Origin of the sequence: Streptococcus canis, assembly GCF_900636575.1 — a bacterium.
GTDB lineage: Bacteria > Bacillota > Bacilli > Lactobacillales > Streptococcaceae > Streptococcus > Streptococcus canis.
On the sequence record NZ_LR134293.1, the window covers coordinates 461,247 to 485,000 of the forward strand.

Annotated in this window: 20 protein-coding genes and 2 pseudogenes (1 of these 22 cut by a window edge); 11 read left to right on the plus strand and 11 right to left on the minus strand. The window is 36.9% G+C overall.

Annotated features, from left to right (window positions below):
- Positions 1 to 10: 10 nt before the first annotated feature.
- The 11 genes from cydC to EL097_RS02350 form a co-directional block, all read right to left on the minus strand.
- Positions 11 to 1,759: a thiol reductant ABC exporter subunit CydC gene (gene cydC / locus EL097_RS02300; RefSeq protein ID WP_039994740.1), complete on the minus strand. Its 1,749-nt coding sequence runs from the start codon at positions 1,757 to 1,759 to the stop codon at positions 11 to 13.
- Entirely contained in the window at positions 1,756 to 3,471 is a 1,716-nt protein-coding gene (gene cydD, locus EL097_RS02305) for a thiol reductant ABC exporter subunit CydD (protein WP_003046113.1), read from the minus strand. Before cydD ends, cydC begins: the two co-directional genes overlap by 4 nt.
- A complete protein-coding gene (gene cydB, locus EL097_RS02310; RefSeq protein WP_003046111.1) occupies positions 3,471 to 4,490 on the minus strand; it encodes a cytochrome d ubiquinol oxidase subunit II in 1,020 nt (339 codons plus the stop codon). Before cydB ends, cydD begins: the two co-directional genes overlap by 1 nt.
- Positions 4,491 to 5,918, minus strand: coding sequence for a cytochrome ubiquinol oxidase subunit I (locus EL097_RS02315; protein ID WP_003046109.1), 1,428 nt, complete (start codon positions 5,916 to 5,918; stop codon positions 4,491 to 4,493).
- Between the two features lie 113 nt (positions 5,919 to 6,031).
- Positions 6,032 to 7,240, minus strand: a complete 1,209-nt coding sequence (locus EL097_RS02320; protein WP_003046107.1) for an NAD(P)/FAD-dependent oxidoreductase — start codon at positions 7,238 to 7,240, stop codon at positions 6,032 to 6,034.
- A 15-nt stretch (positions 7,241 to 7,255) separates the two neighbouring features.
- Positions 7,256 to 8,155, minus strand: a complete 900-nt coding sequence (locus tag EL097_RS02325) for a prenyltransferase (protein WP_003046105.1) — start codon at positions 8,153 to 8,155, stop codon at positions 7,256 to 7,258.
- A 134-nt stretch (positions 8,156 to 8,289) separates the two neighbouring features.
- Positions 8,290 to 8,820 (minus strand): NUDIX hydrolase, encoded by a 531-nt coding sequence (locus EL097_RS02330; protein WP_039994919.1) that lies wholly within the window; start codon positions 8,818 to 8,820, stop codon positions 8,290 to 8,292.
- A gap of 491 nt (positions 8,821 to 9,311) precedes the next feature.
- On the minus strand, positions 9,312 to 10,130 hold the full coding sequence (locus EL097_RS02335) for a DUF4300 family protein (protein ID WP_003046101.1): 819 nt from the start codon (positions 10,128 to 10,130) through the stop codon (positions 9,312 to 9,314).
- A 66-nt stretch (positions 10,131 to 10,196) separates the two neighbouring features.
- Entirely contained in the window at positions 10,197 to 10,448 is a 252-nt protein-coding gene (locus EL097_RS02340; protein ID WP_003046099.1) for a hypothetical protein, read from the minus strand.
- Between the two features lie 516 nt (positions 10,449 to 10,964).
- Positions 10,965 to 11,648 (minus strand): LPXTG cell wall anchor domain-containing protein, encoded by a 684-nt coding sequence (locus tag EL097_RS02345; protein WP_003046097.1) that lies wholly within the window; start codon positions 11,646 to 11,648, stop codon positions 10,965 to 10,967.
- Between the two features lie 374 nt (positions 11,649 to 12,022).
- Positions 12,023 to 14,293, minus strand: coding sequence for a pneumococcal-type histidine triad protein (locus EL097_RS02350; RefSeq protein WP_232013344.1), 2,271 nt, complete (start codon positions 14,291 to 14,293; stop codon positions 12,023 to 12,025).
- 508 nt (positions 14,294 to 14,801) lie between these two features.
- Here EL097_RS02350 and EL097_RS10820 point away from each other — a divergent pair.
- From EL097_RS10820 to EL097_RS02410, 11 genes and pseudogenes are all read left to right on the plus strand, one after another.
- Positions 14,802 to 15,294: pseudogene (locus EL097_RS10820) on the plus strand (site-specific integrase); the annotation flags it as partial.
- A 153-nt stretch (positions 15,295 to 15,447) separates the two neighbouring features.
- Positions 15,448 to 16,704 (plus strand): annotated as a pseudogene (locus EL097_RS02365) (ISL3 family transposase).
- A gap of 372 nt (positions 16,705 to 17,076) precedes the next feature.
- The gene (locus EL097_RS02370) at positions 17,077 to 17,592 is read left to right on the plus strand and encodes a hypothetical protein (RefSeq protein WP_017767868.1); all 516 of its coding nucleotides are present in this window, start codon (positions 17,077 to 17,079) and stop codon (positions 17,590 to 17,592) included.
- Between the two features lie 301 nt (positions 17,593 to 17,893).
- Positions 17,894 to 18,652: an endonuclease/exonuclease/phosphatase family protein gene (locus EL097_RS02375; protein WP_129544922.1), complete on the plus strand. Its 759-nt coding sequence runs from the start codon at positions 17,894 to 17,896 to the stop codon at positions 18,650 to 18,652.
- Positions 18,653 to 18,672: 20 nt separating this feature from the next.
- Positions 18,673 to 19,992: an FtsK/SpoIIIE domain-containing protein gene (locus EL097_RS02380; RefSeq protein WP_129544923.1), complete on the plus strand. Its 1,320-nt coding sequence runs from the start codon at positions 18,673 to 18,675 to the stop codon at positions 19,990 to 19,992.
- 89 nt (positions 19,993 to 20,081) lie between these two features.
- Positions 20,082 to 20,396 carry a hypothetical protein gene (locus tag EL097_RS02385; protein ID WP_111690434.1) on the plus strand — a complete coding sequence of 105 codons (315 nt, stop codon included), beginning with the start codon at positions 20,082 to 20,084 and terminating at the stop codon, positions 20,394 to 20,396.
- Between the two features lie 41 nt (positions 20,397 to 20,437).
- Positions 20,438 to 20,827, plus strand: coding sequence for a hypothetical protein (locus tag EL097_RS02390; RefSeq protein WP_129544924.1), 390 nt, complete (start codon positions 20,438 to 20,440; stop codon positions 20,825 to 20,827).
- A gap of 16 nt (positions 20,828 to 20,843) precedes the next feature.
- The gene (locus EL097_RS02395; protein ID WP_129544925.1) at positions 20,844 to 21,605 is read left to right on the plus strand and encodes a metallophosphoesterase; all 762 of its coding nucleotides are present in this window, start codon (positions 20,844 to 20,846) and stop codon (positions 21,603 to 21,605) included.
- A gap of 177 nt (positions 21,606 to 21,782) precedes the next feature.
- On the plus strand, positions 21,783 to 22,565 hold the full coding sequence (locus EL097_RS02400; protein WP_129544926.1) for a rolling circle replication-associated protein: 783 nt from the start codon (positions 21,783 to 21,785) through the stop codon (positions 22,563 to 22,565).
- A gap of 13 nt (positions 22,566 to 22,578) precedes the next feature.
- A complete protein-coding gene (locus EL097_RS02405; RefSeq protein WP_025195687.1) occupies positions 22,579 to 22,785 on the plus strand; it encodes a DUF3173 domain-containing protein in 207 nt (68 codons plus the stop codon).
- A 3-nt stretch (positions 22,786 to 22,788) separates the two neighbouring features.
- On the plus strand, positions 22,789 to 23,754 hold the 5' portion of the coding sequence (locus tag EL097_RS02410) for a tyrosine-type recombinase/integrase (protein ID WP_129544927.1). It continues 168 nt past the right edge of the window; 966 of the gene's 1,134 nt are visible here — the first part of the coding sequence; it begins with the start codon at positions 22,789 to 22,791; the stop codon falls past the right edge of the window.

A 23,754-nucleotide genomic window follows, 5' to 3' on the forward strand; every position in this document is an offset into this window, starting at 1 on the left:
TTTCCTTAGATTACCATTTGCCATCATCAATGGCTTTAAGGCGACGATACCTCTCGCTAGTGTTAAACAACTCCGTAGGACTTCCTACCATTTCAAGTTTTCCGTTTTCCAGAAAAATGACCCGATCAGCGTGTTCAATACCTTTCAAATGATGCGTAATCCAAATCAAGGTTTTGCCTTCCAAGGCTTCCATAAAGGTTGCTAGCAAAGTCTGTTCCGTAATCGGATCCAACCCAACGGTTGGCTCATCTAGTAAGACAATCGGCACTTCTTGAAGCAAGATACGAGCCAATGCTAGACGATGTCTTTCCCCACCCGAAAAACGCAAACCTGCTTCATCGACCATAGTGTTCAGTCCATCTGGCAGATTTTCCACCATTTTGCGCAAGCCAACTCGATCTAAAACATCCCAGACCTGAGATAAGCTGGCCTCCTCATTTCCCAAACGCAGGTTATTAAGCAAGCTAGTATGAAAGAGATAAGGGGCTTGTTGAATCACACCAATATAATCAGCAACCTGATCTCCCAACTGATTAACAGGGACACCTCCTAACAAGACTTGCCCCTCTTCAGCCAGTAAATCACCACGTAACAGGGTAGCTAGGGTGCTCTTCCCAGAACCACTGCGCCCTAGAATAGCTAATTTTTCACCAGCCTTAATGTCTAGACTAAACTGATCCAAGACTTTTTTCTCCCCTGACCCATAACGGAATGTCAGATTTTCAATATGAAAATCAAGAGGCTCCTGAGGTAAGGAAGGCTGATCTTCTCTTTCTTTAGGCTGAGGCAAGCCATTCAAGCGACTAATCGAATCAGCATAAACATTAGTTTCTTGACTCGCCGCTGATAAACCAGCAAAGGCGTCCACTAAAGGAAAAACGGATAAGACAAAGGCCGCAATCCAATTGGCTTGACCTCCATGATCCCCAGAAAAGGTCATAGAAGTCCAGATAATAGTCAAAACCACTAAACAGCCGAAAACCAATTCAAATAAAAGGCTTCGCACATGATGAAAATGACGCATTTGCTGCTGCACAGCTTGCAAGTCTGCCTGTGACGCTTCATGCAACTGCACGTAATCCTGCCCCCGTTGACTAAAAATCCAATCAGAAATTCCCATGACATTATCAGTTAGGTCTGTATAGAGTGTATTCTTCAAAGCCTTTTCCCGCTTTTGTCTGGCTCCATTAACCAACACTGACCACAAGGGAAAGAGCACTAAACTAATCAAAAAATAGAGTGCCATCACAACCGCAAAGAAAGGAGAGAAAAAGCCAAGTCCGATAATAATAGCAAAATAGAGTGACCAGGCGATAATGGTTGGAAAAATTGTTCGCAAGTAAAGGTTCTGAAGATGATTAATGTCTTCAGCAAGTAACCCCATGACATCACCCAAACGGTAATCACGTTTCATAAAAACAGCGTCCTGTTCAATCGCTTTGTAAAGTTTTAGGTGAAGTTTAGAGGTCATTTTCAATACCCAATTATGACTCGTCAATCGCTCCAAGTATCTAAAAACAGGACGACCAATTCCAAAGGCACGGGTCAAAACGATGGGAATGTAAACCAGTAAAATATTGGTCGGCAAAGAAGCCGATTTACTAATTAAAAAGCCAGAGTTAAACATCAAAGCCGCAGCTGAAAAGAAGGTACAAAATCCTAAAAACAAGGCTAAAATCAGTGGGACTCGGTACTGTTTCAAATAAGGTTTTACCCAGTCATCATGCTTCAGGGCATCACGTAAGGGAATTTTCATCACACATCACCTCCCATAGCTGCTGTCAACTGATACAACTGGCCTTTTTGTCCCATAAGACTATCATAGTCTCCCATTTCAACCAAGCGGCCATCTTCAAGCACCAAAATCACATCCATCTGATTGAGCCAATGCAGCCGGTGAGTTGCAAAAAAGACCAGACGATTTTCCATTAAAGGAATCATTTTTTCTTTCAATTCCAGTTCTGTCTCAATATCAAGGTGAGCTGTCGGTTCATCGAAAATCATAACCCGACGGCTTTTATCCAAAAAAGCACGCGCTAGGGCAATCCGTTGTGCCTGACCGCCACTTAGGGGTCTTGCTCCATTTCCGATACGTGTGTCCAAACCGTCTGGCAATTCTGTTACCAATTCTTCCAAACCAACCACCCGAATGGCTTCTAAAACCTCATCTTCACCAGCATCTGGCGTGTAAAAGGTTATGTTGTTTCTGAGACTAGTTTCAAAAACATATGGGTTTTGAGGAATATACAATAACTGCTGACGCCAAGTCTCCTGATCAAGGTTATCAAGCACTTGATCTCCCAAACGAATCTGACCAGCAATCGTTTCTAAAAAACCACTCAGCAGATTAATCAAACTCGTTTTCCCTGAACCACTCATGCCAATAATACCAACCTTTTGAAAACCACTAACGGTAAAATGAGTTCCTTCTAGTAAACTTTTAGACCCGTACTGAATGGCAACATTATCCAAGACCAACTGACTGTCTGCACTCCATCTTGGAAGCTCTAGTTGCGCCTTACGATGACTTGGACGATTAAGAATCTTCTGAATAGCCTGAAAGGCATTTTTACCATCCAAAGTCGCATGATAATCGCTAGAAAAATCACGTACTGGTAAAAAATATTCTGGCGACAAAATCAGCACCGTCAAGGCTGGAAAGAGTAAAATCTCCCCTTTAATCAAACGAAGCCCCAAAAGGACAGCAACAATGGCAATCGATAAGGTTGAGAAGAAATCCAAGGCAAAAGTGGATAAAATCCCAATCCGTAAACTACTCATGGTTGCCTTACGAAAAGCTTCGCTACTCCGATAAATGCTTTTGCCATAACGCTTACTAATACCAAAAAATGTCAAGGTGTCAATGCCGCGCAACGAATCCAAAAAATGATTAGACAACAGTTGATAAGAAGCATACTGACGATCAGCCTTTGCTTGCGCTGCAAATCCCAAAACAATCATAAACACAATGATCAAAGGAAAGACCAGCAATAAGACCAAGCCAGATTCCCAATCCAAATAAAAGATAACTGCGAGAATAAACCAAGGAATGATACTCATCTTAATCATTTTACTCAAAATCAGATGGAGGTAGTTTTCGACTAACCCAATGCCATCAAGTGCCATGGTGATGACATTCCCAGTGCCTTCTTCTTGAACAATGTGGGGACCAAGTTCAAATAATTTTCCTAATAATTGCTTTCTTAGCTGACTGGATTCTCGTCTGGCAAAGTGATCCAAACACTCATCTTTGAAATAAGTTAAGACATGCCTACCCGCATAAGATAGCATAAACAACAATACTGCAGGTAATTGCGTTGATAGAACTTCTCCTTGCCACAAACCAGTAATAGCACGACTTAAAAAATAAGCTTGTCCGATAATAAAGATTGCCTGAAGAACATCCAGCCCCACAAGCAATCCCATAATCTTATGAATACCTGACAAGCGCATAACCGCTTTATCTAGCATTATTTGTCTCCTGTCACAATCACTGGAAGGCTAACACGTTTTCTAAAAATATAGTAAGCCCAAACAGTATAGGCCAAAACAAATGGCACTAGACTAATCGCCACAATAGACATGATTTTAAGAGTATAAGGTGACGATGACGCATGTTGAATCAACAAATCGTATTTCGAACTAATGGAGCTAATCATTACCCTTGGGAAAAGTCCTTGGAACAAGAGCGCAACCAAAGCAACAAAGGTAAGCCCACTTGCTAGAAAAGCAGACATTTCATGTTGCTTAAAGACACTAGCATGCGCAAAAAGGGACAAAGCCACAATCACTACTAATAAAACGAGTGTCCCTAAAGCATGTTGACTAAAGAAATCTGTTTTAAGGAACAAGAGGAGGGCAAAAACAAGCAAACCAAGGTACAAGACCCAGTATAAAAAGGCTGCATAATTACGAGCACGGTCTCTAACAGGACCAGTCGTTTTTAAGCTGATGTAGTTCAAACCATGCAAGTAAGACAAGAGTAACACGGCCACCCCGCCAACAAGTGAAAAGAGATTAATGTAATCCCCGAAGTGAGCCATCATATTCCCCTTAGCATCAAGAGGCACACCTTGAATCAAGCTAATAAACATAAGCCCAAAGAAGAATGGCACAAGGGCTGAACCAATGGTTAAGGTCCAATTCCAGATGTTTTTTTGCTCTGCTGGAACCTTGTGTCTAAATTCAAAGGAAACCCCACGAATAATCAAACCACACAAAATGATTAGTAGAATCAAGTAATAGCCACTAAATAAAGAAGCGTACCAATAAGGGAATGAGGCAAACATAGCACCGCCTGCCGTTAACAACCAAACCTCATTACCATCCCATACAGGGCCGATAGTTTCGACAATCTGGTCTTTTTCATGCTCATTATGAGCCAAGGTCTGCACAGCCATCCCAACACCAAAATCAAATCCTTCTAAGAAGAAAAAACCTGCAAACAAGAGACCAATAAGAAAGAACCAAAAGAATTGTAATGCCGTCATTTAATATGCCCCCTTCTCAAATGGATCAATAGAAGATTGACTGGCTACTGGTAAGTGCGCCTCTTCGTGTTCAGGACCCTTATGCAATTCTCGAATCACTAAACTTACCATCATCGCACCAAGCCCACTGAATAAGACAAAATAAACACTATTTGACACTAAGAGTGATGCCACAGAAACATTAGGTGACACACTATCTTTAATCGTAAACAAGCCATAAACAGTCCAAGGATAACGCCCTTGCTCAGTAATAATCCAACCAAGTGTATTAGCAATAAATGGTGCAAAGGTAGTCAATGCCATAACGCGTAACAGCCACTTGTGTTGATAAAGCACTGGCTTTTTCTTTCGTGTCAAGAATAAACCAAGTACGGATACCCCAAGCATTAACATCCCAAAACCAGCCATCAAACGGAAACTGTAAAACAAGAGGTTAACCATAGGAAAATAGTTGCGTTCCCCGTACTTTTTAACCAAGTCTTTATTAGCAGTGTTCATTCCAGGAACTGCACCAGAGGGTTTGCCATAAGACAAAATACTTAGCATGTAAGGTACTTTAATCCCAAACACTTGTTTTTTATCTGCCTCATTAGCCCAAGCAACAACTGTCCAGGCAGCCGGATCGCCAGAATCTTCATAATCACCTTCCATAGCAGCAAATTTCATAGGCTGATCATGAAGCAAAGCTTTCATTTGCAAATCCCCTGCTCCCATAACTGCCAAAGAACCAAAAAGTGAAATGACTAGACCAATCCGAACAGATTTTTTGTACAGAGCTACTGTTGTGTCTTTCAAAGTCTCTTTTTTCAATAATTTGAAAGCTGACATCCCTGCAACCAAGATACCACCCATGGTAATAGCACCCGTAATCACATGACTGTATTCATAGAAAAATTGGGGATTCGTCATCAGCGCAAAGAAGTCTGTCATTTGAGCACGACCATTTTCAATGGTGTAACCAACAGGATGCTGCATAAAGCTATTGGCAATCAAAATCCACATCGCAGACATCAAAGAACCAAAGACAACCAACCAAATAAAGCTCAAATGCACTTTCTTGCTGACTTTTTGATTGTCCCAGGTAAACATCCAGAGTCCTAAGAAGGTTGATTCCATAAAGAAAGCCAATAAGGCCTCAACTGCAAGAGGTGCTCCAAAAATATCCCCCACAAAACGTGAATAATCTGACCAGTTCATTCCAAACTGAAATTCCTGAATAATCCCCGTTACAACTCCGACCGCAAAACTCAAGAGCATCATATTACCCCAGAATTTTGTCAATTTTTTGTAGTCCTCATTTTTAGTGACCACATAACAGGTTTCCAAAACAGCAACAATTAAACACATTCCAATCGAAAAAGGAACAAAGAAAAAGTGAAAAATAGTTGTCATCGCAAATTGAAAACGCGCCAACGCTTCAATAGTCATAAAATTCCTCCCGTTTCAAATCGGTTCAGACCGATTAGCCGTAACTTAACCACAAGTATCATCTGCTCAGCCGACCACTCCTAGTATAGGAAATCGCAGAGCAGACTATTTTATTAATGGTACAAGTCAAAACGCCCCTTAGCCAATAACTCCTTCAAGCCTCCAATATCCAACAGCGACTTGTTCATGATACTCTTTTTAATAACAGAAGCAGGATAAGACTTCACTGGCAGCTTACCAACCAAACCAAAGGCACGTGTATTTCCTACCGATGCCACTGTTCCCAAAGGTTGATAGCTAAAGTCTTCTGTCGCTTCCCCTCTTAATTGATGGAGCACATTTTTAGCCGCATGTGTTCCCATGCGTGTTGCAATTTGTGCAGTCGTTGGGAACGGACGGTTACAAGACGTGTCCATAAAGGCTGACACATCTCCAATCACATAAACATTGTCATAATCAGGATCACGCAAATCACTATTTACCATCACACGTCCACGACGTTGATTAAATCCAGACTGCCCCATTACTGGGCTACCACTCACACCCGTAGTCCAAATAATTGTCCCAGCAGCAATGGTGTGTAACCTACTATCCTCAGAGCCAGCCGCGTAGCATACCTGACCAGATTGAATGTCTTTAATCGTGCAGCCAAGCATCAACTTCACACCGAGTTTCTTTAATAAATCAGCCCCATGCTGAGCAAGAGCATCGTCAAACATTGGTAAAATACGATTAGCTGCTTCCACACAAATAATCTCAATCTGCTCAGGAGCAACACCAGCAAGTTCGGCATAGCGGTGACGTTCATCCACAAAGGCACCTGCCAATTCAATTCCTGTAAACCCAGCCCCGCAAATCAACAGACGAAGAGAAGTCTCATCTTTAGTCTCGCGGTAACTCGCCACCGTTTTTAAAATATGCTCATGAACAGCTTCAGCCGTATCAATATTGACCATCTGAAGTGCATTTTCTTGTGCCCCAGGAATACCAAAGGTTTCTGACGTAAAACCTAATGACACAATCAAATAGTCGTAAGCCAAAGCCCCATTTTGCTTAACGGTTACCGTCTGAGCATCACGATCAACTTGCACCACTTCATCTTGTAAAAAAGTCACCTTATCAGGATTAATAACATCCAAAATCGGATAAGAAATTTTGTCCCTCGAATGTGACCCTGCTGCCACCTCATGAAGTTCTGTCGCCTCATAATGATAACTATTGCGGTCAATCAAGGTAATGTGAAAATCATCTTTTTGTTTTTGTAATTGTCGCACTGCTTTTAAGCCAGCATAGCCTGCGCCTAAAACTAAGACTTCTTGCATTGTTACATGTCTCCTCTATAAAATAATACCGATAACGTAAGTCAAGGCTTGTAGAGTAGAACCCAAAGCCAAAATACGAATCGCACAGCTAAACGTCTCTTTTTTAATTTGTTTCAACCACAATAGCTTGGTCTGTTTATAGATAAACGGAATCAATAACAAGGTCAATAAAATAGTAGCTGGAGCAAGTCCAAAAAGAAATGCTAACACAATTGCACAAAGAGCTAAAATATTGCTCAGAGAAAATAATAATAAGCCTCCTCTAGTTCCCGTATAGTGGACTAGAGTAAAACGGTGATTACGTTCGTCCTCTTCCTTATCACAGAGGTTATTGGCCAACATCAAGTTAGCAATCCATAAGGTATTAGGAAGAGAAATCAAAAAAATACTAGCTAAGCGCTGCCAATCCCAACTAAACTGTTGATAAGTGTTCAAATAAACACAGATTAAAGTAATCATGAAACCCATAGTAAAGCCCGAAAAAACTTCACCTAAAGGCAAACTAGACAGAGGTCTTGGCCCTGCAGAATACAAAATGCCCACAGCATAACAAAAGCCACCCATCAGTAGCAAAGGCCATCCCACCAACCAAGCTAGCACAAAACCAATCACAACAGAAACCACAAACAAAACGAGCATCAGCCTCCTGACAACCGTCAAAGAAAGCTTCTCCCTACCAATAATATTGGTTTCTTGTTGATAATCGCTATCATATGCACGTAGGTAATCATTGTAATTATCCCAAACATCCACAAACATATTGAACAACAACATGGAAATAAAAAACAAAATCACAAACCAAAGATGAATAGCCCCATAGTAGTAGTAACTAAAACAAAGACCAATAAGGAAAGGAAGGATACTAGCCGTTTTTGCTTTGATTTCAACTAATTCCAAAAAAACAGGAATTGTCATGAGAGCCCCCTATATCACACAAAATCTCTAACATTACTATTATAGAGAAAAAGAAAGCAATTGCAAACAAATTGAATTAAATTATTTCACAATAACAAGAAAATAATAAAAAATTAACTTAGAAAAACAAAAAATTATTTCTCCTGAAATTGATGCGCCCCGTACTGACCAACCATATCAAAACACAAGTGTATCTTACTCTTCAAATAAGGAATAAAAGACCCCTCATCAATCATACCTAAAATATCATCACAACTAGCCCAACGAACTGCTTGAACTTCTTCCTCCTGAAGAACCAAATTCTCCAACTCCACAGAGGCCTGAACTAAAAATGTATCATCAAATCCTTCACCAAAATTAATAGTGAAATGAGGTCTCACCCCAGTCAGCTCTAGAGAAAGACCTAATTCTTCCTCAAGCTCACGCATAGCAGCCTGCTGAGCTGTCTCCCCAGCAAGGGCACTTCCACCAACCGTCACATCCCAAAGTCCTGGCCAACCAGCTTTATCTGCTTGTCGTTGCTGAATCAGCATCTCACCTTTGTCATTGAACAAACAGATGTGCACCACCAAATGATAATCCCCTTGCTTAAACGAAGAACCACGCTCCATCACCCGGCCCGTCTCCACCCGATCAGCAGTGTAAATATCCCAAAATTCGACCACCATTAACCTCCAACATTAGCTACAATAGATCAATCCTTAACTGTCTTCCTACTAGCTACAAAAGCACCTAGTAGTAACAAACCTTGTTCAAAGCTTTATCGGTATCCCTCCCATAAGGCATAAACACTTGAATACTCATTCATGTTCATCATACCACAAACCTAACGCATTAAATAGACCTTATCAGTAAGATAAAAGACTGTGCCACATACCTACAGCCAAACCAACAAAAAAGACAAGGTCAAGAAACCTTATCTTTTAAGCTATGCCAGCGTTCTGGGTCAAACGGGCACGTCCGTGAGGACACTGAATTTTGAGTGCTACCAAGAGTTTTTAAAAGTCAGAAATCCTTGAGTTCATAAGAGTTGAAGGCTAGAAATCAACTGAATAATCTAATGTTTTTGAAACGTTAGTCATTTTTAAGTAACTAATTTACATGGGTATGACTAATAATATAGGCCTTTTATTCACTAGCATAATTATCATCTAGATTAACCTACCCACCGATCATTCTCCATAATAAATGGTACTGCCGTTGTCTCGTCTTGATAATCTTTATAAGTTGTAGATAAGTAGCGATAACATTCTTCTTTACTATTAAATGTAATCGCTTGAAATGGCGATTCAAATGATAGCTTTTCCACAAACAGATACTTATCTTTAATTTTTGTCAACACCCCCACATGCCCAATAAAAAGATAATCACCATCTAAATTATCATGAAGAACTACAGAAATCATTTTTACTTTATCATCAAATCTTACCTTAGAGAAATGATCTCTCATTTTTGACGCATGCACAGCTATGTTTTTAGTTCCATTTGTTTTTACTCTTGAAAATAATTGCTTAAATGTTTCAGTGTCTTGCTCATGAAAAATCTTCCCCCTAGCAATAGCTTCCTCATCTAGAAATAATAGAGAGTCATCTATTTTCCCTTTTGAAATACTAAGATTGCCTTTTAACAACATAAAGGTATTGATTCTACAATTTGTACCAATAAAATCACCTTTTTCAGCCGTCCATAGCTTACTAATCTTAGGTAAATCATATTTGGGGTGCTTAGTTTTTGTAAAACCTTTGTTCAGACTAGTTTGCTTTATTGTTTCGTTATAATCAGTAACTCCTTCAAGAAACTCGTCGACATTTTCAGATTTTAAATTCTTTTTCAAAGCAACTTCTACTTCATGCCTACTACTGCTATCTGTCATGTTAGACATCCTAATATAACCATTATTTTCCTTAGTAGATACTGACTGACAACCTACAAGAAAAAATGATAAGAATAATGCTCCAACAAGTAGTTTTTTCATACTATTTTCTCCTAAAACAATCACCAACACTATTAGAACTATATAAATGGCTTCCAATGTCTAGAATTAATAGGGAATTATTCTAGGATAATAGTAGAAATAAAAGGCTACAGCCAATGCCAGTAATGAAACCACAAGTGCAAGCCAAGTTACATTTTTCCGATTTTCAAAATTATAAAAAATGCTCAAAATAGCTATAATAACAGCTACAATCGGAAGGTAAATATAACCATAAGCAATAAATGGCGTAAAGTGATCTAATAAAGAAATAAAACTTAACACTAAACTAATAGTTGGCAATAACTTATGTTCTTTCATATGATTAATCCTTTCCTACTTCAAAATATTTACTCATGTCTAATGTTATTGATTAAAACGATACTTTATCTAACAGTTACTATCTTTTATCAAATAATTAGAAAGTTCCTTTATACTTACTAACAACCTATTAATATTAAGTTAATTATAACACAAAACACAGACTCACTAATAGACAAAAGTTAACAATTTTTAGCTCCTATATTCAAAAATATCAATACTAAGAAATATACACAGCTTTCTAAAGCATCTTCCTAACAAGGACTCCCTCGCAAATAAGAACATTTTGTAGACCTATTTACCTTGGTCTAAAACCATACAAGGAAAATTGTAAGTGGAAAAAGGTTCCAGAGTCTGATTTGACTTTGGAACCTTTTTCAATACTCCTCGTTACGGGATACTTACGATAATTCACATAAATAATTTTTCATTACTTCACTTGAATTGATAATTAACAATCACATAATTCAAAAAGCTAGCTTATCACAGTTGGCTTGTTTGGAAATAACAGTATTTTTAATTGTTTTCTTTACCTTTTCTAACTGCAGTTGTAGCAGCTGTTGCTAATACTGCCAGTGCAGCTGTCGTGAAAAATGGATTACTCTTTTCACCACTCATAGGCAATTCTTTATTTACACTCACATATTTACTAGGAACTTTTACTTCCTTTTTATCACTAGCAAGATCCTTGTTTAAGCTACTATTGTCGGAAGGGAGCATTTGTGGTTTCTGAGGAATGATTATATCAGGAGAGTTATGATTACCTTGTTCTCCTGGTTCTCCTTTTTCACCACGTGGTCCTTGTGGTCCCATTTCGCCTCTCTCTCCACGAGGACCTGGAGGTCCAGGGACTCCTTGGTTCTCCTTAATCTCTTCCTGTAAACCCATAATATTTACATCAACTTTCTGATGAACATCATACTCCTCTGCCATATATTTTTTCAAAAATTTTTCAAGTTTTTCTAAATATTCATAAATATCATAAGTCTTATAAGTATTTCCAACAACTAACCGACCTGGACCCGGTATCGTTTGAACCTTAGGAAGTTCATTTATGATTGTACTAAGGGTTGACAAATTATTTTGATTTACAGTATTAGCTGCTACCTTATTTACCCCAACACTAGACATTCCAAGCAAGGTAATTGCCAGCAAGCTAGTACCAACGACACGACGACATAGGGACATGTTTTTTCTCATTGATCATTTCTCCATTTTTCCTCAAATTATCAAGTAACATTATATATATATATATATATCTTCAAGCTCATGATTTTATCAGATTTCACTTTTCTGAACTGGTAAACCAAGTCGCTCATTTCCCCTCGTAGCTGTGCTTACATTAGGTCAGAAACTTAGCTGCGGAGAAGTTAGAGCCAAGCGAAAAAAGCCATGATTTCAATAGAAATCACGGCTTTTTAAGTGTTATGGTAGAACTGATCAGAAGTTCCTTCATGAGCCAGTTCACTTATTCTGAGATGAGATGTCTCTCTTCATTTTCATCATTAGGCTAGGTCAGTTTTCCGTTCTCGAAACTAGAGCTGCTTTAGTTGACTAGATTGCTTTATCTTTTGCTAGTTTCCCTCGTAAGGCATCGGATTTGCCACAGAATGATCAACCTCTGGACTTTCTACCTCATCTTTATTGCTATTTAAGGCTTCTGGCGCCCTTTCTTCGCCTGGCTCAGCTACTGTCTCGTCAGAAGTCGAACTTGGTGATAAAAACTCATCAAGCCAGCTATCAGAAGCATTGGTATCATCTGTATCATTGTCATCAGCAATGTTCTTAAATAAAATGTTATAAACCTTATCTTCCGTCACAGGAGCATGATAGTCGGCCTCTGACACAATGATGTGAGAATAATCCTGTCTATACCCCTTTTGAGGTTGAGTTGATGGCGGTAACACTTTCGCTTCCGAAAGGCTTGTTCCCTTCCTAATTAAGTAAACTAAGCTCTTTCCTCTTCCGATTGGTGAGACTAGCTCTCCACCATTTCCAGCTTTAAAAGCTATGGCAACATAATTTTTGGGATCATGCCAAAAATAATTAGGGTGTCTGCTTGGATCATGAATATCCGTTGGATTATCTGGATTTTTTGCAAAATAAGGTCCAATTTTTAGATTAGTCGTTCCAAATGCAGCCATGCTAATCGTAGTGCTTACTTTATCATCAGCATTTCTTCCATCAAAAGAGATATGACGCCACTCAATAAATTCATAATTATCATTTGGAATAGGAGTCGGTTCCTTAAGACCATTTTCCCAAGCTTCTTTCCATGTCAAGCCAGGCTTAACATAGTAGCTAAATCCTCCTTGAGTAACATCACCAAGCTTAACACTACCATTTTGTAGCACAGTATATTTAATTGGAACGTATCCTTCTAAATCAATCTCCGAAACATCATCTTCTGGACCATAGACGTTTTTAGTCGGCTGTTTTTTATTTCTATCAAAATCAACGTAAAAAGAACGGTGTTCTCTTTCCATTTTACCAGAAGTTGGGAGTTCATTAGTCCAACCTTTAAAGACACGACCTTCATCTTTAACAGCATCTGGTCGCTGAATATTCAAATCTTCCCAATTCAAGTCTTTGCGAACTAAATAATATACTCTCTTGGTTTTGTGACCATCTACTAGTAAATTACCATAATCACTATTCGTACTAAATGTCAGTAAAACAAAGTTTTTAATATTTTGGAGGCCTTTTGGATTATACTTTTGATAAACTCCTTTACGAGTTAAGCTTTCAGCTGAACCCTCCGTGTAAAATGGACCATAAACAAGCTGCTGTTCAACATCAAGATTTGTCGTTTCGGTCTTAACATCACGCTCAGGATCATCAGGTAAATTAGGATCAATTTTATAAACATGGGCATGATCTCCGTGACGAACACTCATATAATTGCCATCAATAGTAATGTCTTCACGCTTAACCTTGAAACGCTCCATGTACTCTTTTATCAGTCTTTCTTTTCTTTGCTCAATACTTTCGCCTGCTTCTTGTCTCATAATATGATCTTCTGGACTTTCAAAAGGCTTATTAATATCAAGTTCACTCAAAAAAACCACATGAGTATGATCACCATGAGGATACTCTAGCCCCACTTTGCCTTCATTTACGACTTTCTTAATCTGTGAAATTTCTACATGAAGTTCTTTAGCCAAATAAGCGCGTTTTACTTGAAAATCAGCCTCTTCCTGCGTTAGGGTAGGAGTATGCTCGTCTTTAGACTGGTTTTTGTATTGATTAACTAAATAAGACCACTTACTCTGTTGCAAAACATCAAAACTGATGGGATGTAAATGATTCCCATGTTTTACTAAAATTCCGGTACTTGTCACACCACTAATATTGGTTCCATCGAATAAGAACCCATCACTTGTTCTAAAGTCAATACCTGATACTCCGCCACCTTTTTGGTGTATAACTGGTGGCACTGATGGGATAGAGTAAGAATTTCTACTAATTTGTCGTAGAGTTGATGTTCCTAAAGTTGACTTCAAAATATAATGATAATGGTCGCCATGACGAACAGTATAACCATTAGCATCTTCTGAAACTATATCACTAGGATTAAAAACATAGCCATCTTCAGTTTGACCCAAAAATCCTTGGCTATTATTATGACCAGCATTAATAGCTTTAGGACTGACATGACCCTTGTAATCTTTAGGAATCAAATAGTCCCATTTGGTTCCTTTTAAATCTGAATAAAAGAAAAAATGCTTGTGATCGCCATGCTTCACAATAATTCCTGTATCTGTTTTGCTCTCAATCTGTGACTCATCCGTTAACAAAAAACCATCATCAGTAGGCTTATCTATACCAGAAATATCCTTACGCATTCCCTTTTTAGAGAGTTTTTTATGCCTTGGCTTTTTTGTTTTAGTAGTCTTTTGGTAACTTTTAGAATCTTGTGATTGATTAGTCTGAGACGTTGAATGACAGGCAGTTAATGCTAGACTACAAGTAAGCAAGATGCCTGTCAAATATAAAGAATGTCTATTTCTTTCATGGTTTATAAAAAAACTCCTTTTGATAACCAGTTTATATTTTACTGGTTAATTATATCAACAAAAAGTCCCTTTGACAAGAAACAATATTCAGTCTCAATGCCATTTCCTTGAGTAGTGAGGTAGTAACCTTAACGTTATACACTTCACACTATCTATCTAAATTATGCTTTTATAGTGACCTAGTTATTAGTTTGAGCCCCTAAAGTGCATCTTCCAAAGAATAATATTAAGCATGGTAATAAGCCAGTAAAACCTCACATTCATGCTTGTATTGAATTTACCAGTCGTAGCTTAACTAGTGCACTTGGTCTTTCACCTCAATATATTGAATCCAGCAATTGCAAAAGTCCAACTTAATTATTGGTCAATCGAAGAATTTAAAAAGTTTCTAAATTTATTTGAACCAGAAAAATACAATTATCACTTATTATTTACTTGTCTATTCTTTACTGGAATGCAACTTGGCCAAGCATTAGCATTAACATGGAATGATATAGACTTCACCACTCAAACAGTTCACATTACAAAATCTATTTATATCAGCAAAGGGATTAGCTACTTGTCCACACTCACCGATTGTTATAACTAAGAATAGTACTGAAAAGTGTTATAAAACAATATTAAAAAGAGATCCTAACCTTAAAAAAATTAGAATCCACGATTTTCGTCACTCTCACACTTCTTCATTTATCCATCAAACAAAGTGAAAATGGCTTGGTAGTAAACAACACCTAGGACACGCTTCAATTACGTCTACACTTAATACTTACTCACATTTATATCTTAGTAAACAGAAGACGCTGGCTAATAAATTGGACGATAGTTTTTAGAAAATGGAATTTTGGGGTAACTCAAAAAAACGGCTCTATAATTTCTGTAGTGGGTAAAACCACCAAAGAAGTTATAGGGCTTTTTGAGTGTATCAAAAAAGTCCCATATGACTTATAATGAAAAGCGACGAAACTCACATTAGAAGGACTCATATGGAACACATTAATCTTACCAAAAATCTCTTGAAAGTAAAAGACCCAAATGTTCAAAGTACTAAAGTCATTCATCTGGAGACTCACTCTGAGGTGCTAGCCCTACTGGATTACCCTGCACCAAACTGTCCAGCATATCAGGCCAAAATGAGTAAATATGACTTTCAAAAACCATCTAAAATCCCTTATCTTGAGTCAGTTGGTTATAAAACATTGATTCGTCTGAAAAAGAGACGATTCCAGTGTCAAAATTGCCGTAAAGTCTTGGTGGCAGAAACATCTTTAGTCAAGAAAAACTATCAAATCCCTTACATGATTAATCACAAAATCAGCCAACTCTTGATGGAAAAACGTAGCCTCACTGACATCGCAGAGCAACTGACTATCTCAACTTCGACAGTCATTAGACAACTCAAAACGTTCCAATTCAAAACTGATTTAACGTCATTGCCCGAAGTCTTATCTTGGGATGAATTTGCCTTTCAAAAAGGGAAGATGAGTTTTGTCGCTCAAGATTACACAACCAACAAAATTATCGCTATTCTAGACGGTCGAACACAGGCAATCATTAGAAATCACTTCCTACGTTACCAAAGAAGCGTCCGTGAAAAGGTCAAATGGATTACCATGGACATGTTTGCGCCCTACTATTCCTTAGCTAAAGAGTTATTTCCAAATGCTCAAATTGTGCTTGACCCTTTCCACATTATCCAGCACCTCAACCGTGCAATGAATCGAACTAGAATTGCCATCATGAACACCATGGACCGCAAATCTCATCAGTACCGTGCCATCAAGCGTCACTGGAAACTCATCCAACAAGATAGCCGTAAACTCAGCGATAAACGCTTCTATCGGCCTACTTTTCGAATGCACTTAACCAATCAAGAAATCGTTGAGAAGCTCCTTGATTACTCGGATGAACTTCGTTATTACTACGACCTTTATCAACTCTTACTCTTTCATTTCCAAGAAAAGAATAGCCAATGCTTTTTTGAACTCATTGACTAAGAAATGAAGGGGGGCAATCCAATCTTTCGTACGGTTTTCCAAACCTTTCTCAAGGACAGAGATAAAATCGAGAATGCACTGGAACAACCCTATTCAAATGCAAAATTGGAAGCAACCAACAACATCATTAAAGTCATTAAGCGCAATGCTTTTGGCTTTCGGAACTTTGAAAACTTTAAAACCAGAATATTAATCACTCTAAATATGAAAAAAGAGAAGACCAATCTGGTCCTCTCAAGATGTTAGCTTTTCATCTACCCACTACAGTTGACAAAGAGCCAAAAAACAGTATAAAACACAAAAGAAAAGACAAGGCTAAAAACCTTGTCTTTTCAACTTAAGCTATACCGGCGGCCGGGGTCGAACCGGCACGCCCGTGAGGGCACTGGATTTTGAGTTTGGTTCACGTGGGTTTATATGAATAGGAACCCAGTCAAACCAGCATTTTATGAAATTACCTCTATCGTAAAAACGGTGGATTTTTTTATCTTTAGTAACTTTTTAGGAATTATATTTTTTCACTTGAATTTTGAAAACCTAAAATAGATTTTGATTTACTAATCTGTATCATTACGATATAATGATTTTAAGGTACTAAATGATTTAGGGGGGGCAATCATGGAATTTCAAGCTAGAGTATCTAGTGAGTGCATGTATTACATTAGTCTATTAGAAGAAATTTACTCCAAAGAGATAACTGGAGCAGTTACTAGGGGAATAGTTCTATCAAAAGCATTCGAAGAAACAAAAAATCTAAACAATTGGTTACAAATTAGTGAGGATACACATACAATCCCCTTACACAATATAGAATATTCAAAAGGCTATGGAGTAAAGATTAAAGCTGAAATCAACGAAAAAACTGACCGAGGAATTAGAAATTTAAAAATTGAACTTCCTAAATATCTACCAGTTCGGTCTGTAACAATTGGCGTAACAGTTAAACTAATTTGTAAAGCAGCAATCTTACTAAGGAGAGATGAAAAGTTTAGACAAACTGAAATATTATCTGTTTCCGAACATTTTGAGCATTTAGAAGAAAAATTAAAAAAAATAGTTGCACCAGTTAATTACGATAAACTTCAAGATATTTTAGCAGATAGCAAAAATGAAATCCAAAGGAGTGTTAAATAACATTTCTTTGGATTTTTTTACTTCTCTAACTGTACCCCAAAAATATATTTTTACACAAAAATCATTGACAAAGTATTTTTTTTCTGATATCCTACCCTTGTAAATAATTTTAGGGTACATTACCCTTTGAAATGATTAGAGAGGTGGCTCTATGTATGAAATAGAACAAGAAGCTTTAGATTACTTCTATGAAGAATTGGAAAGTTATTATGATGAGGACGAACAAGGAGAAATCTTTGACGGAGTAGACGACTAGCAGGAGGAATTCCTCCTCTTGCTAAATTTTTTGGAGGACAGTTTTATGACACAACTTACAGTTTCTACTTGGAATATCAATCAGCGTTCAGGACTTGGCAGACAAATTCCTGATATGGTTGTAACTGAACTAAGAGAATTGAACGCAGATATTATATGTCTGACAGAGTATGTCAAGACAGAATCCCATAATTTATTCTGTGCTAGATTGCAGGATATTGGCTATGAGGTTTTTGAAGATGACCGTTCTCTTGAATTCGGAAACGAAATCTTAGTAGCTATCAAAAGTTCCTTAATTTCTGATAGTAAATTCACTACCATTGATAATGATGATAGTAATCCAAACTTTTTACGAGTTACAGTAAATATATTTGGTAAGGAATTAAATATTGTCGGTACTCGTATAAAAACTGGTGGGAAAGATATCATTGAAGATTTTAAAGAGCGCAAAATACAACTAGATAATCTAATTTCAAATTTGCCTGCAAGTCATGAAAATACCATCATTCTAGGTGACTTTAATAATGGTTTTTTCAAACAGAATGATGATATTCATTCCTATCAAGGAAAAGCTAGAGAGTTTTACTCTTATCCATTACTTAAGTCGATAATGAGCAAGGCAGGCTTAACTGTATATACTCCATCAGATTTAAACTCTTGGAAGTATTGTAAGTTAGACCATATTTTTGCAAATATCCCTATAGTAAATGAAAATTATTCTTGGGAATTCTTAAAAAATCCTGATTATAAAAGCCAAGTAGGCTACCCAGACCATGCGATTTTATCAGCAACTATTTCTTTATAATTCTCCATGAGGTGCTGATTATGTTCAAACCAAAGCAAGTCGCTGACTTAAAAAGAAATTATATTATTTCAACTAGCAAATTAAAGATAGCTCATTGGTCAATATTAGGCTTCTCTACTTGTATTATACTTACTATTATTGCAAATATTAGAGCCCCTGACCTTATTAAAATCCCTTTATTTATTCTAGCAGGATTTGTCATATACAAATTTCATCGTCAATTAAAATATTTTAGATATCATTTGGATTATTACCTAATTATCAGAGAAAGCTTATTGTATGTATTAAATACAAACCATCTTTATACAACATATAAAGATAGCTCAGGATATGAAAAAATCTCTAGAAGTGCAATCTTGCAATACGAGCTAGACAAACAAAAAGGGCATATCCTTATCAAAGCTCTGATTACTGGTGATGAATTTAGCAAAAAAGTACAATCACTTGATGATGTTCTTGCTGGAGTACTCGAACTGGAACTAGAAGAAAAAATTATCCGTCCTAATTTTGTGGAATATCATTTCTATTACAAGAAACCTGATAGGTTAGTTCTTCAATCTCACAACCAGAAGCAAGAGATTGATAGTCTTAATATAGATTTAGGATATGGTGTGAATTATAATCCTGTCAAGTGCCCTCATATTCTAGTTGCTGGTGGTACAGGAAGTGGGAAATCAGTATTGATATCTTTCTTAATTTTAGAATTTTTAAAACGCCAATCAACTGTCTATATAGCAGACCCTAAAAATTCTGACCTAGGTAGCTTATCATATTATTTCGGAGAAAAGTATGTAGCAACAACTCCGAACAATATCGCTCGTATTGTCCGTTTAGTAGTCGAAGAAATGCATGAACGATATCAATATATGCGGGATAACTTCCAATATGGAACAAACTTTGCAGACCACGGATTCAAACCAGTATGGATCATCTTCGATGAAATGGGAGCTTTTCAAGCTTCAGGAACTGATAAAAAATCAAAAGAAATTATTGTTGAAGTTATGGATGGCATTAAACAAATTATTCTACTAGGAAGACAAGCAGGCATATTTATCCTTGTGTCAGCTCAGCAAATGAGAGCCGAAACCCTAAATACCGACCTTAGAGATAACTTGGGGTTGAGAATTGCTCTTGGTGCTAATTCTAGTGAGGGCTACCGCATGGTCTTTGGTTCGGCTACTCCTGATAAGTTAAAACCTATCGAAGAAAAAGGTGCAGGTTATCTTTATATGCAAGGTTCAGGCAAGGAGACAGCACAATACTGGGAAAGTCCTTATCTTGATATCACTCAATTTGACTTTATCAAAGAATTACAACTTTATTTAACAAAAACAAACTAATTCCAACGGATGTTGTTGCTTAAATTCGCTAGATTTTCAGCAACAATATCTGTTCCTCATCGCTCTGCGATGATAGAAAAGAGGTATACATGAAATTAAATGATTTTCTTAAGGCAGAATTGTTAGGTAGCCGTTTTGTAGCTGTAAAGGGATACAGTGAGGTTCTAGACCGTGAGACTGGAAAGCCAACTGCTCTTCGGTTGAATGTTTCTATCCAAGATGAAACATCTGATTTCTTTATGGAAATGATACAAGTCAAGGTGAATACTTTAACACCTTCTGCTACTGTTCAAGAGATGGCAAACAACAAGACTTGTCCTGTTGTACTTAAAGATTTAAATGTTGGGCAATTCAATGGCAATCTTTGGTTTGCTTGCTCTGATGTCTTACCTGTAACAAAATAGTTGTGATAAAATATAACAAAAACATATAAAGGAGTTTTACAATGCAAGTTTTTAGCTACGATGATTTTAAAAATGAAAAGGAGATTATGTCATTTTCTGAAGCGGAACAAATCTATTCTAATCTTCTTAATTCCTCTAATCAGCTTGATAAAGAATTCCAAGAAGAATGGACAACATTTGTACTACTCTGCGTAGAATATGCCTCTGCACGTGGCAAATGGCTCACACTCTCAAGAGAAGAAAAACTTGCCAATGATGAAGCAAGAACTGTTACTCACAATAAGGTGATTTATCAACTAAAACTCTTAAAAGGTTTGGCAAATGAACAGGGTAATGATGTTTCTTGGTTTGAAAAATTTAACGATGATAGAAAACGTATTGGAGACTTTGCTTGCTTTGTGGCTTATATCTATGCCTTAAATGCAAGATAGACAATTAGAGGAAATTATGGCTAAATATTACTCTATGTCCGATATACATGGACATTATGATGAATTTATTGAAAGCCTGTCAAAAGTAGATTTATCTGATAAGAACAGTTTATTGATTTTGCTTGGAGATTATATCGATAACGGCTCTCAATCATTGCAAGTCATTTCAAAAATAATTGAACTTGAAAAATATTATCCTGACCAAGTTATCACTTTATTAGGCAATCATGAAGAATACTTTGTTGAGTGGCTACTTGAGGAAGAGACTGCAAAATATTCTTCCTCTGCTACGATTAACAGCTTCATTAGTCAGAATAAGCGAGAAACTATTGTTAATTCAGTAATATCAGACCTATCTTTTTCTGATGAAGAATGTCTAAATCAAATTGATAAGAAAATGAAAGACTATATTATTGCTGAGTATCCTGAAATTGTGGATTGGCTTAAAGATAAATTTTTTAATACAGAACGATTTTTTGAGACCGACTACCAAATATTTGTTCATGCTGGAATTGATGAAGAATTAGGACAAAACTGGAAACTATTTTCCAATCCTGATATATTTACTAAGAAGTTCCCTGCAAGTATCGGAAAATTTTATAAAGATATTATTGCAGGACACATCTATTCAGAAGAAATTGCTAAAGATAGTGATGTACTGGGTAAAATTTACTTTGATAACTATAATCACTACTACATTGATGGTCATGTGTCTCTTAGTAAGACTATACCAATTCTGGCATTCGATACGACTACTAAAAAGTACCACTACTTATAACTTCTAATCATGTACCTAAGCAAAACTGCCGACTGGAGGTCGGCAAGCTGGAAGCGTGTTTAGCGGAGCAGTGCTTAGGATCACATGATAGAAGTTAGGAGGAGCAAAGCTCCTCCTAGTTTATTTATTATATAGACAATCTTTTGGCGAAAGCCAGCCTAAAAGGAACTATTTTTTATGACCTCATATAATAAAAAAATAGTCCGCACTTCTTCCTATATTGAAATTTGGGAATATGAAAAGCCAATATTTTCAAAAGGAAAAAACATTTTAGAAGCTAATACTGAAAATAAAGAAAAAACGCAACGCAGAACATTTGATGAACTAACACCCGAAGAACAAGAACAACGTCTTGAACGTATGAAGAAAACTCGCTTAGAAGCAAAGTGGAATTTACTCCGTCTAGTAGATTGTAATTATGATAACAATACTTCATTTCTAACCTTAACCACTAAAGAAAATATCAGCGATAGAAATCACTTCAAAAACTTACTCAAAACCTTTATCAAACGCTTTAATTATCACATATTTAAGACTAAAAAAAGCCGATTAAGATACATATCAGTATTAGAAAAGCAAAAACGTGGAGCATGGCATGCTCATATTCTGCTATTCAGCGTCCCTTATATTCCACATAAGCAATTATTAGAACTTTGGGGACATGGGGCAGTACGGATAAATAAAGTTGATGTTGATAGCAAAGAAAATCGCGGTCGATATGTTACTAAATATTTTGAAAAAGGTATCGGCCAAGAGCTATTAGAAAACTTCGGTAAACAAGCCTATTTATCATCACGCAACTTGAAAAAGCCTGATGAAGATAAATTTTACACTTACGAAGATTTTAACTACGATAGTTCGGTCGTCCTATATGAAACGGAATACACGAGTAAGGTCTATAAAGACGGTCAGTATTTCGATAATCATGTAAAGTATAAGAAAATAAAACTAGATGAATAAAGGAGTAAGTCACATGATAGCAACTGTAACTAAGAATGACTTAGTTGCCCTCGGTTTCTCCGAGGGAACATCTAAACGTATTATCCGCCAAGGAAAAGAACTACTGATAACACGAGGCTTTACAGTCTATCAGAACAAGCGAATTGGCACAATCCCTGCTACCATAGCTACCGAACTACTTGGTTTTGATGTTCAGAACAGTCCCCTTCCCAAGGAGTAAGATATGGCAATTAGAAAAGGAAAAGACGGTAATTGGATAGTTGATATTAGCAACGGTTTTGATCCGATAACACTAAAGCAACGTAGACTTGTTAGAAAGGGCTATAAGACAAAAAAAGAAGCTACCGAAGCAGAACACTACCTACGAAGTGTAGAGCTAAAAGAACGCTTCTATGGGGCTAAAATAACTGTTTATATGCTCTATGAATTATTAAAAGAAGAAGATAGGATAAATCATCGGAAAATTAGCTATATCAACACACAAGAAAATAACTACAATAGACACATTAAAAATTATTTTTCAAAAGTTGATAATGTCGGAAAATTAACCTATGAAGACATTTATCAGTTTAGAGAACACCTTAGGCAAAAAGTTGCTCAAAATTCTGATAACCCCTTAAGCACAAATACTATCAATAAAATTATGATTTTGCTTAAAAAGATTTTTGATGTCGGCTTGCGAAAAGGATATTACACTACAAACCCAGTAAAGCTACTCAAAAAATTACCAATTGAAAAGACTAAAATGCAGTTTTGGACAGTCAAAGAATTTCAACAGTTTCTAACACTGTTTGAACCAGAAGAATACAATATCAAATTACTATTTACTCTTCTATTCTTTACTGGGTTAAGACTTGGAGAAGCACTGGCACTAACATGGCAAGATATCGACTTTTCAACTAATACAATTCATATCACAAAATCTGTATATGTTAATAAAGGGGTAAGCTATATCAGTTCAACTAAGACTAAAGCAGGAACAAGAAGAATTGTTATCAATAGAAAATTAAGTCAGAAACTTCAAGATTGGCAGCAATCTCAAAAACATCTGCTAGAGCAATTTACCAATGATAGCCTAACTCTACAAGTGTTTCAAAATAGCCCTCTCACAATTACAAAAAATGCTATTGAAAAACAGTACAAGAAAATACTTGAACGTGATAACACACTTAAAAAAATACGAATACAC

Bases quoted from the DNA above. Each gene is read 5' to 3' on its own strand.
- cydD (WP_003046113.1), bottom strand. From the start codon at position 3,471: ATGCTAGATAAAGCGGTTATGCGCTTGTCAGGTATTCATAAGATTATG.
- cydB (WP_003046111.1), bottom strand. From the start codon at position 4,490: ATGACGGCATTACAATTCTTTTGGTTCTTTCTTATTGGTCTCTTGTTT.
- EL097_RS02315 (WP_003046109.1), bottom strand. From the start codon at position 5,918: ATGACTATTGAAGCGTTGGCGCGTTTTCAATTTGCGATGACAACTATT.
- EL097_RS02320 (WP_003046107.1), bottom strand. From the start codon at position 7,240: ATGCAAGAAGTCTTAGTTTTAGGCGCAGGCTATGCTGGCTTAAAAGCA.
- EL097_RS02325 (WP_003046105.1), bottom strand. From the start codon at position 8,155: ATGACAATTCCTGTTTTTTTGGAATTAGTTGAAATCAAAGCAAAAACG.
- EL097_RS02335 (WP_003046101.1), bottom strand. From the start codon at position 10,130: ATGAAAAAACTACTTGTTGGAGCATTATTCTTATCATTTTTTCTTGTA.
- EL097_RS02340 (WP_003046099.1), bottom strand. From the start codon at position 10,448: ATGAAAGAACATAAGTTATTGCCAACTATTAGTTTAGTGTTAAGTTTT.
- EL097_RS02345 (WP_003046097.1), bottom strand. From the start codon at position 11,648: ATGAGAAAAAACATGTCCCTATGTCGTCGTGTCGTTGGTACTAGCTTG.
- EL097_RS02350 (WP_232013344.1), bottom strand. From the start codon at position 14,293: ATGCGTAAGGATATTTCTGGTATAGATAAGCCTACTGATGATGGTTTT.
- EL097_RS02370 (WP_017767868.1), top strand. From the start codon at position 17,077: ATGGAATTTCAAGCTAGAGTATCTAGTGAGTGCATGTATTACATTAGT.
- EL097_RS02375 (WP_129544922.1), top strand. From the start codon at position 17,894: ATGACACAACTTACAGTTTCTACTTGGAATATCAATCAGCGTTCAGGA.
- EL097_RS02380 (WP_129544923.1), top strand. From the start codon at position 18,673: ATGTTCAAACCAAAGCAAGTCGCTGACTTAAAAAGAAATTATATTATT.
- EL097_RS02385 (WP_111690434.1), top strand. From the start codon at position 20,082: ATGAAATTAAATGATTTTCTTAAGGCAGAATTGTTAGGTAGCCGTTTT.
- EL097_RS02390 (WP_129544924.1), top strand. From the start codon at position 20,438: ATGCAAGTTTTTAGCTACGATGATTTTAAAAATGAAAAGGAGATTATG.
- EL097_RS02395 (WP_129544925.1), top strand. From the start codon at position 20,844: ATGGCTAAATATTACTCTATGTCCGATATACATGGACATTATGATGAA.
- EL097_RS02400 (WP_129544926.1), top strand. From the start codon at position 21,783: ATGACCTCATATAATAAAAAAATAGTCCGCACTTCTTCCTATATTGAA.
- EL097_RS02405 (WP_025195687.1), top strand. From the start codon at position 22,579: ATGATAGCAACTGTAACTAAGAATGACTTAGTTGCCCTCGGTTTCTCC.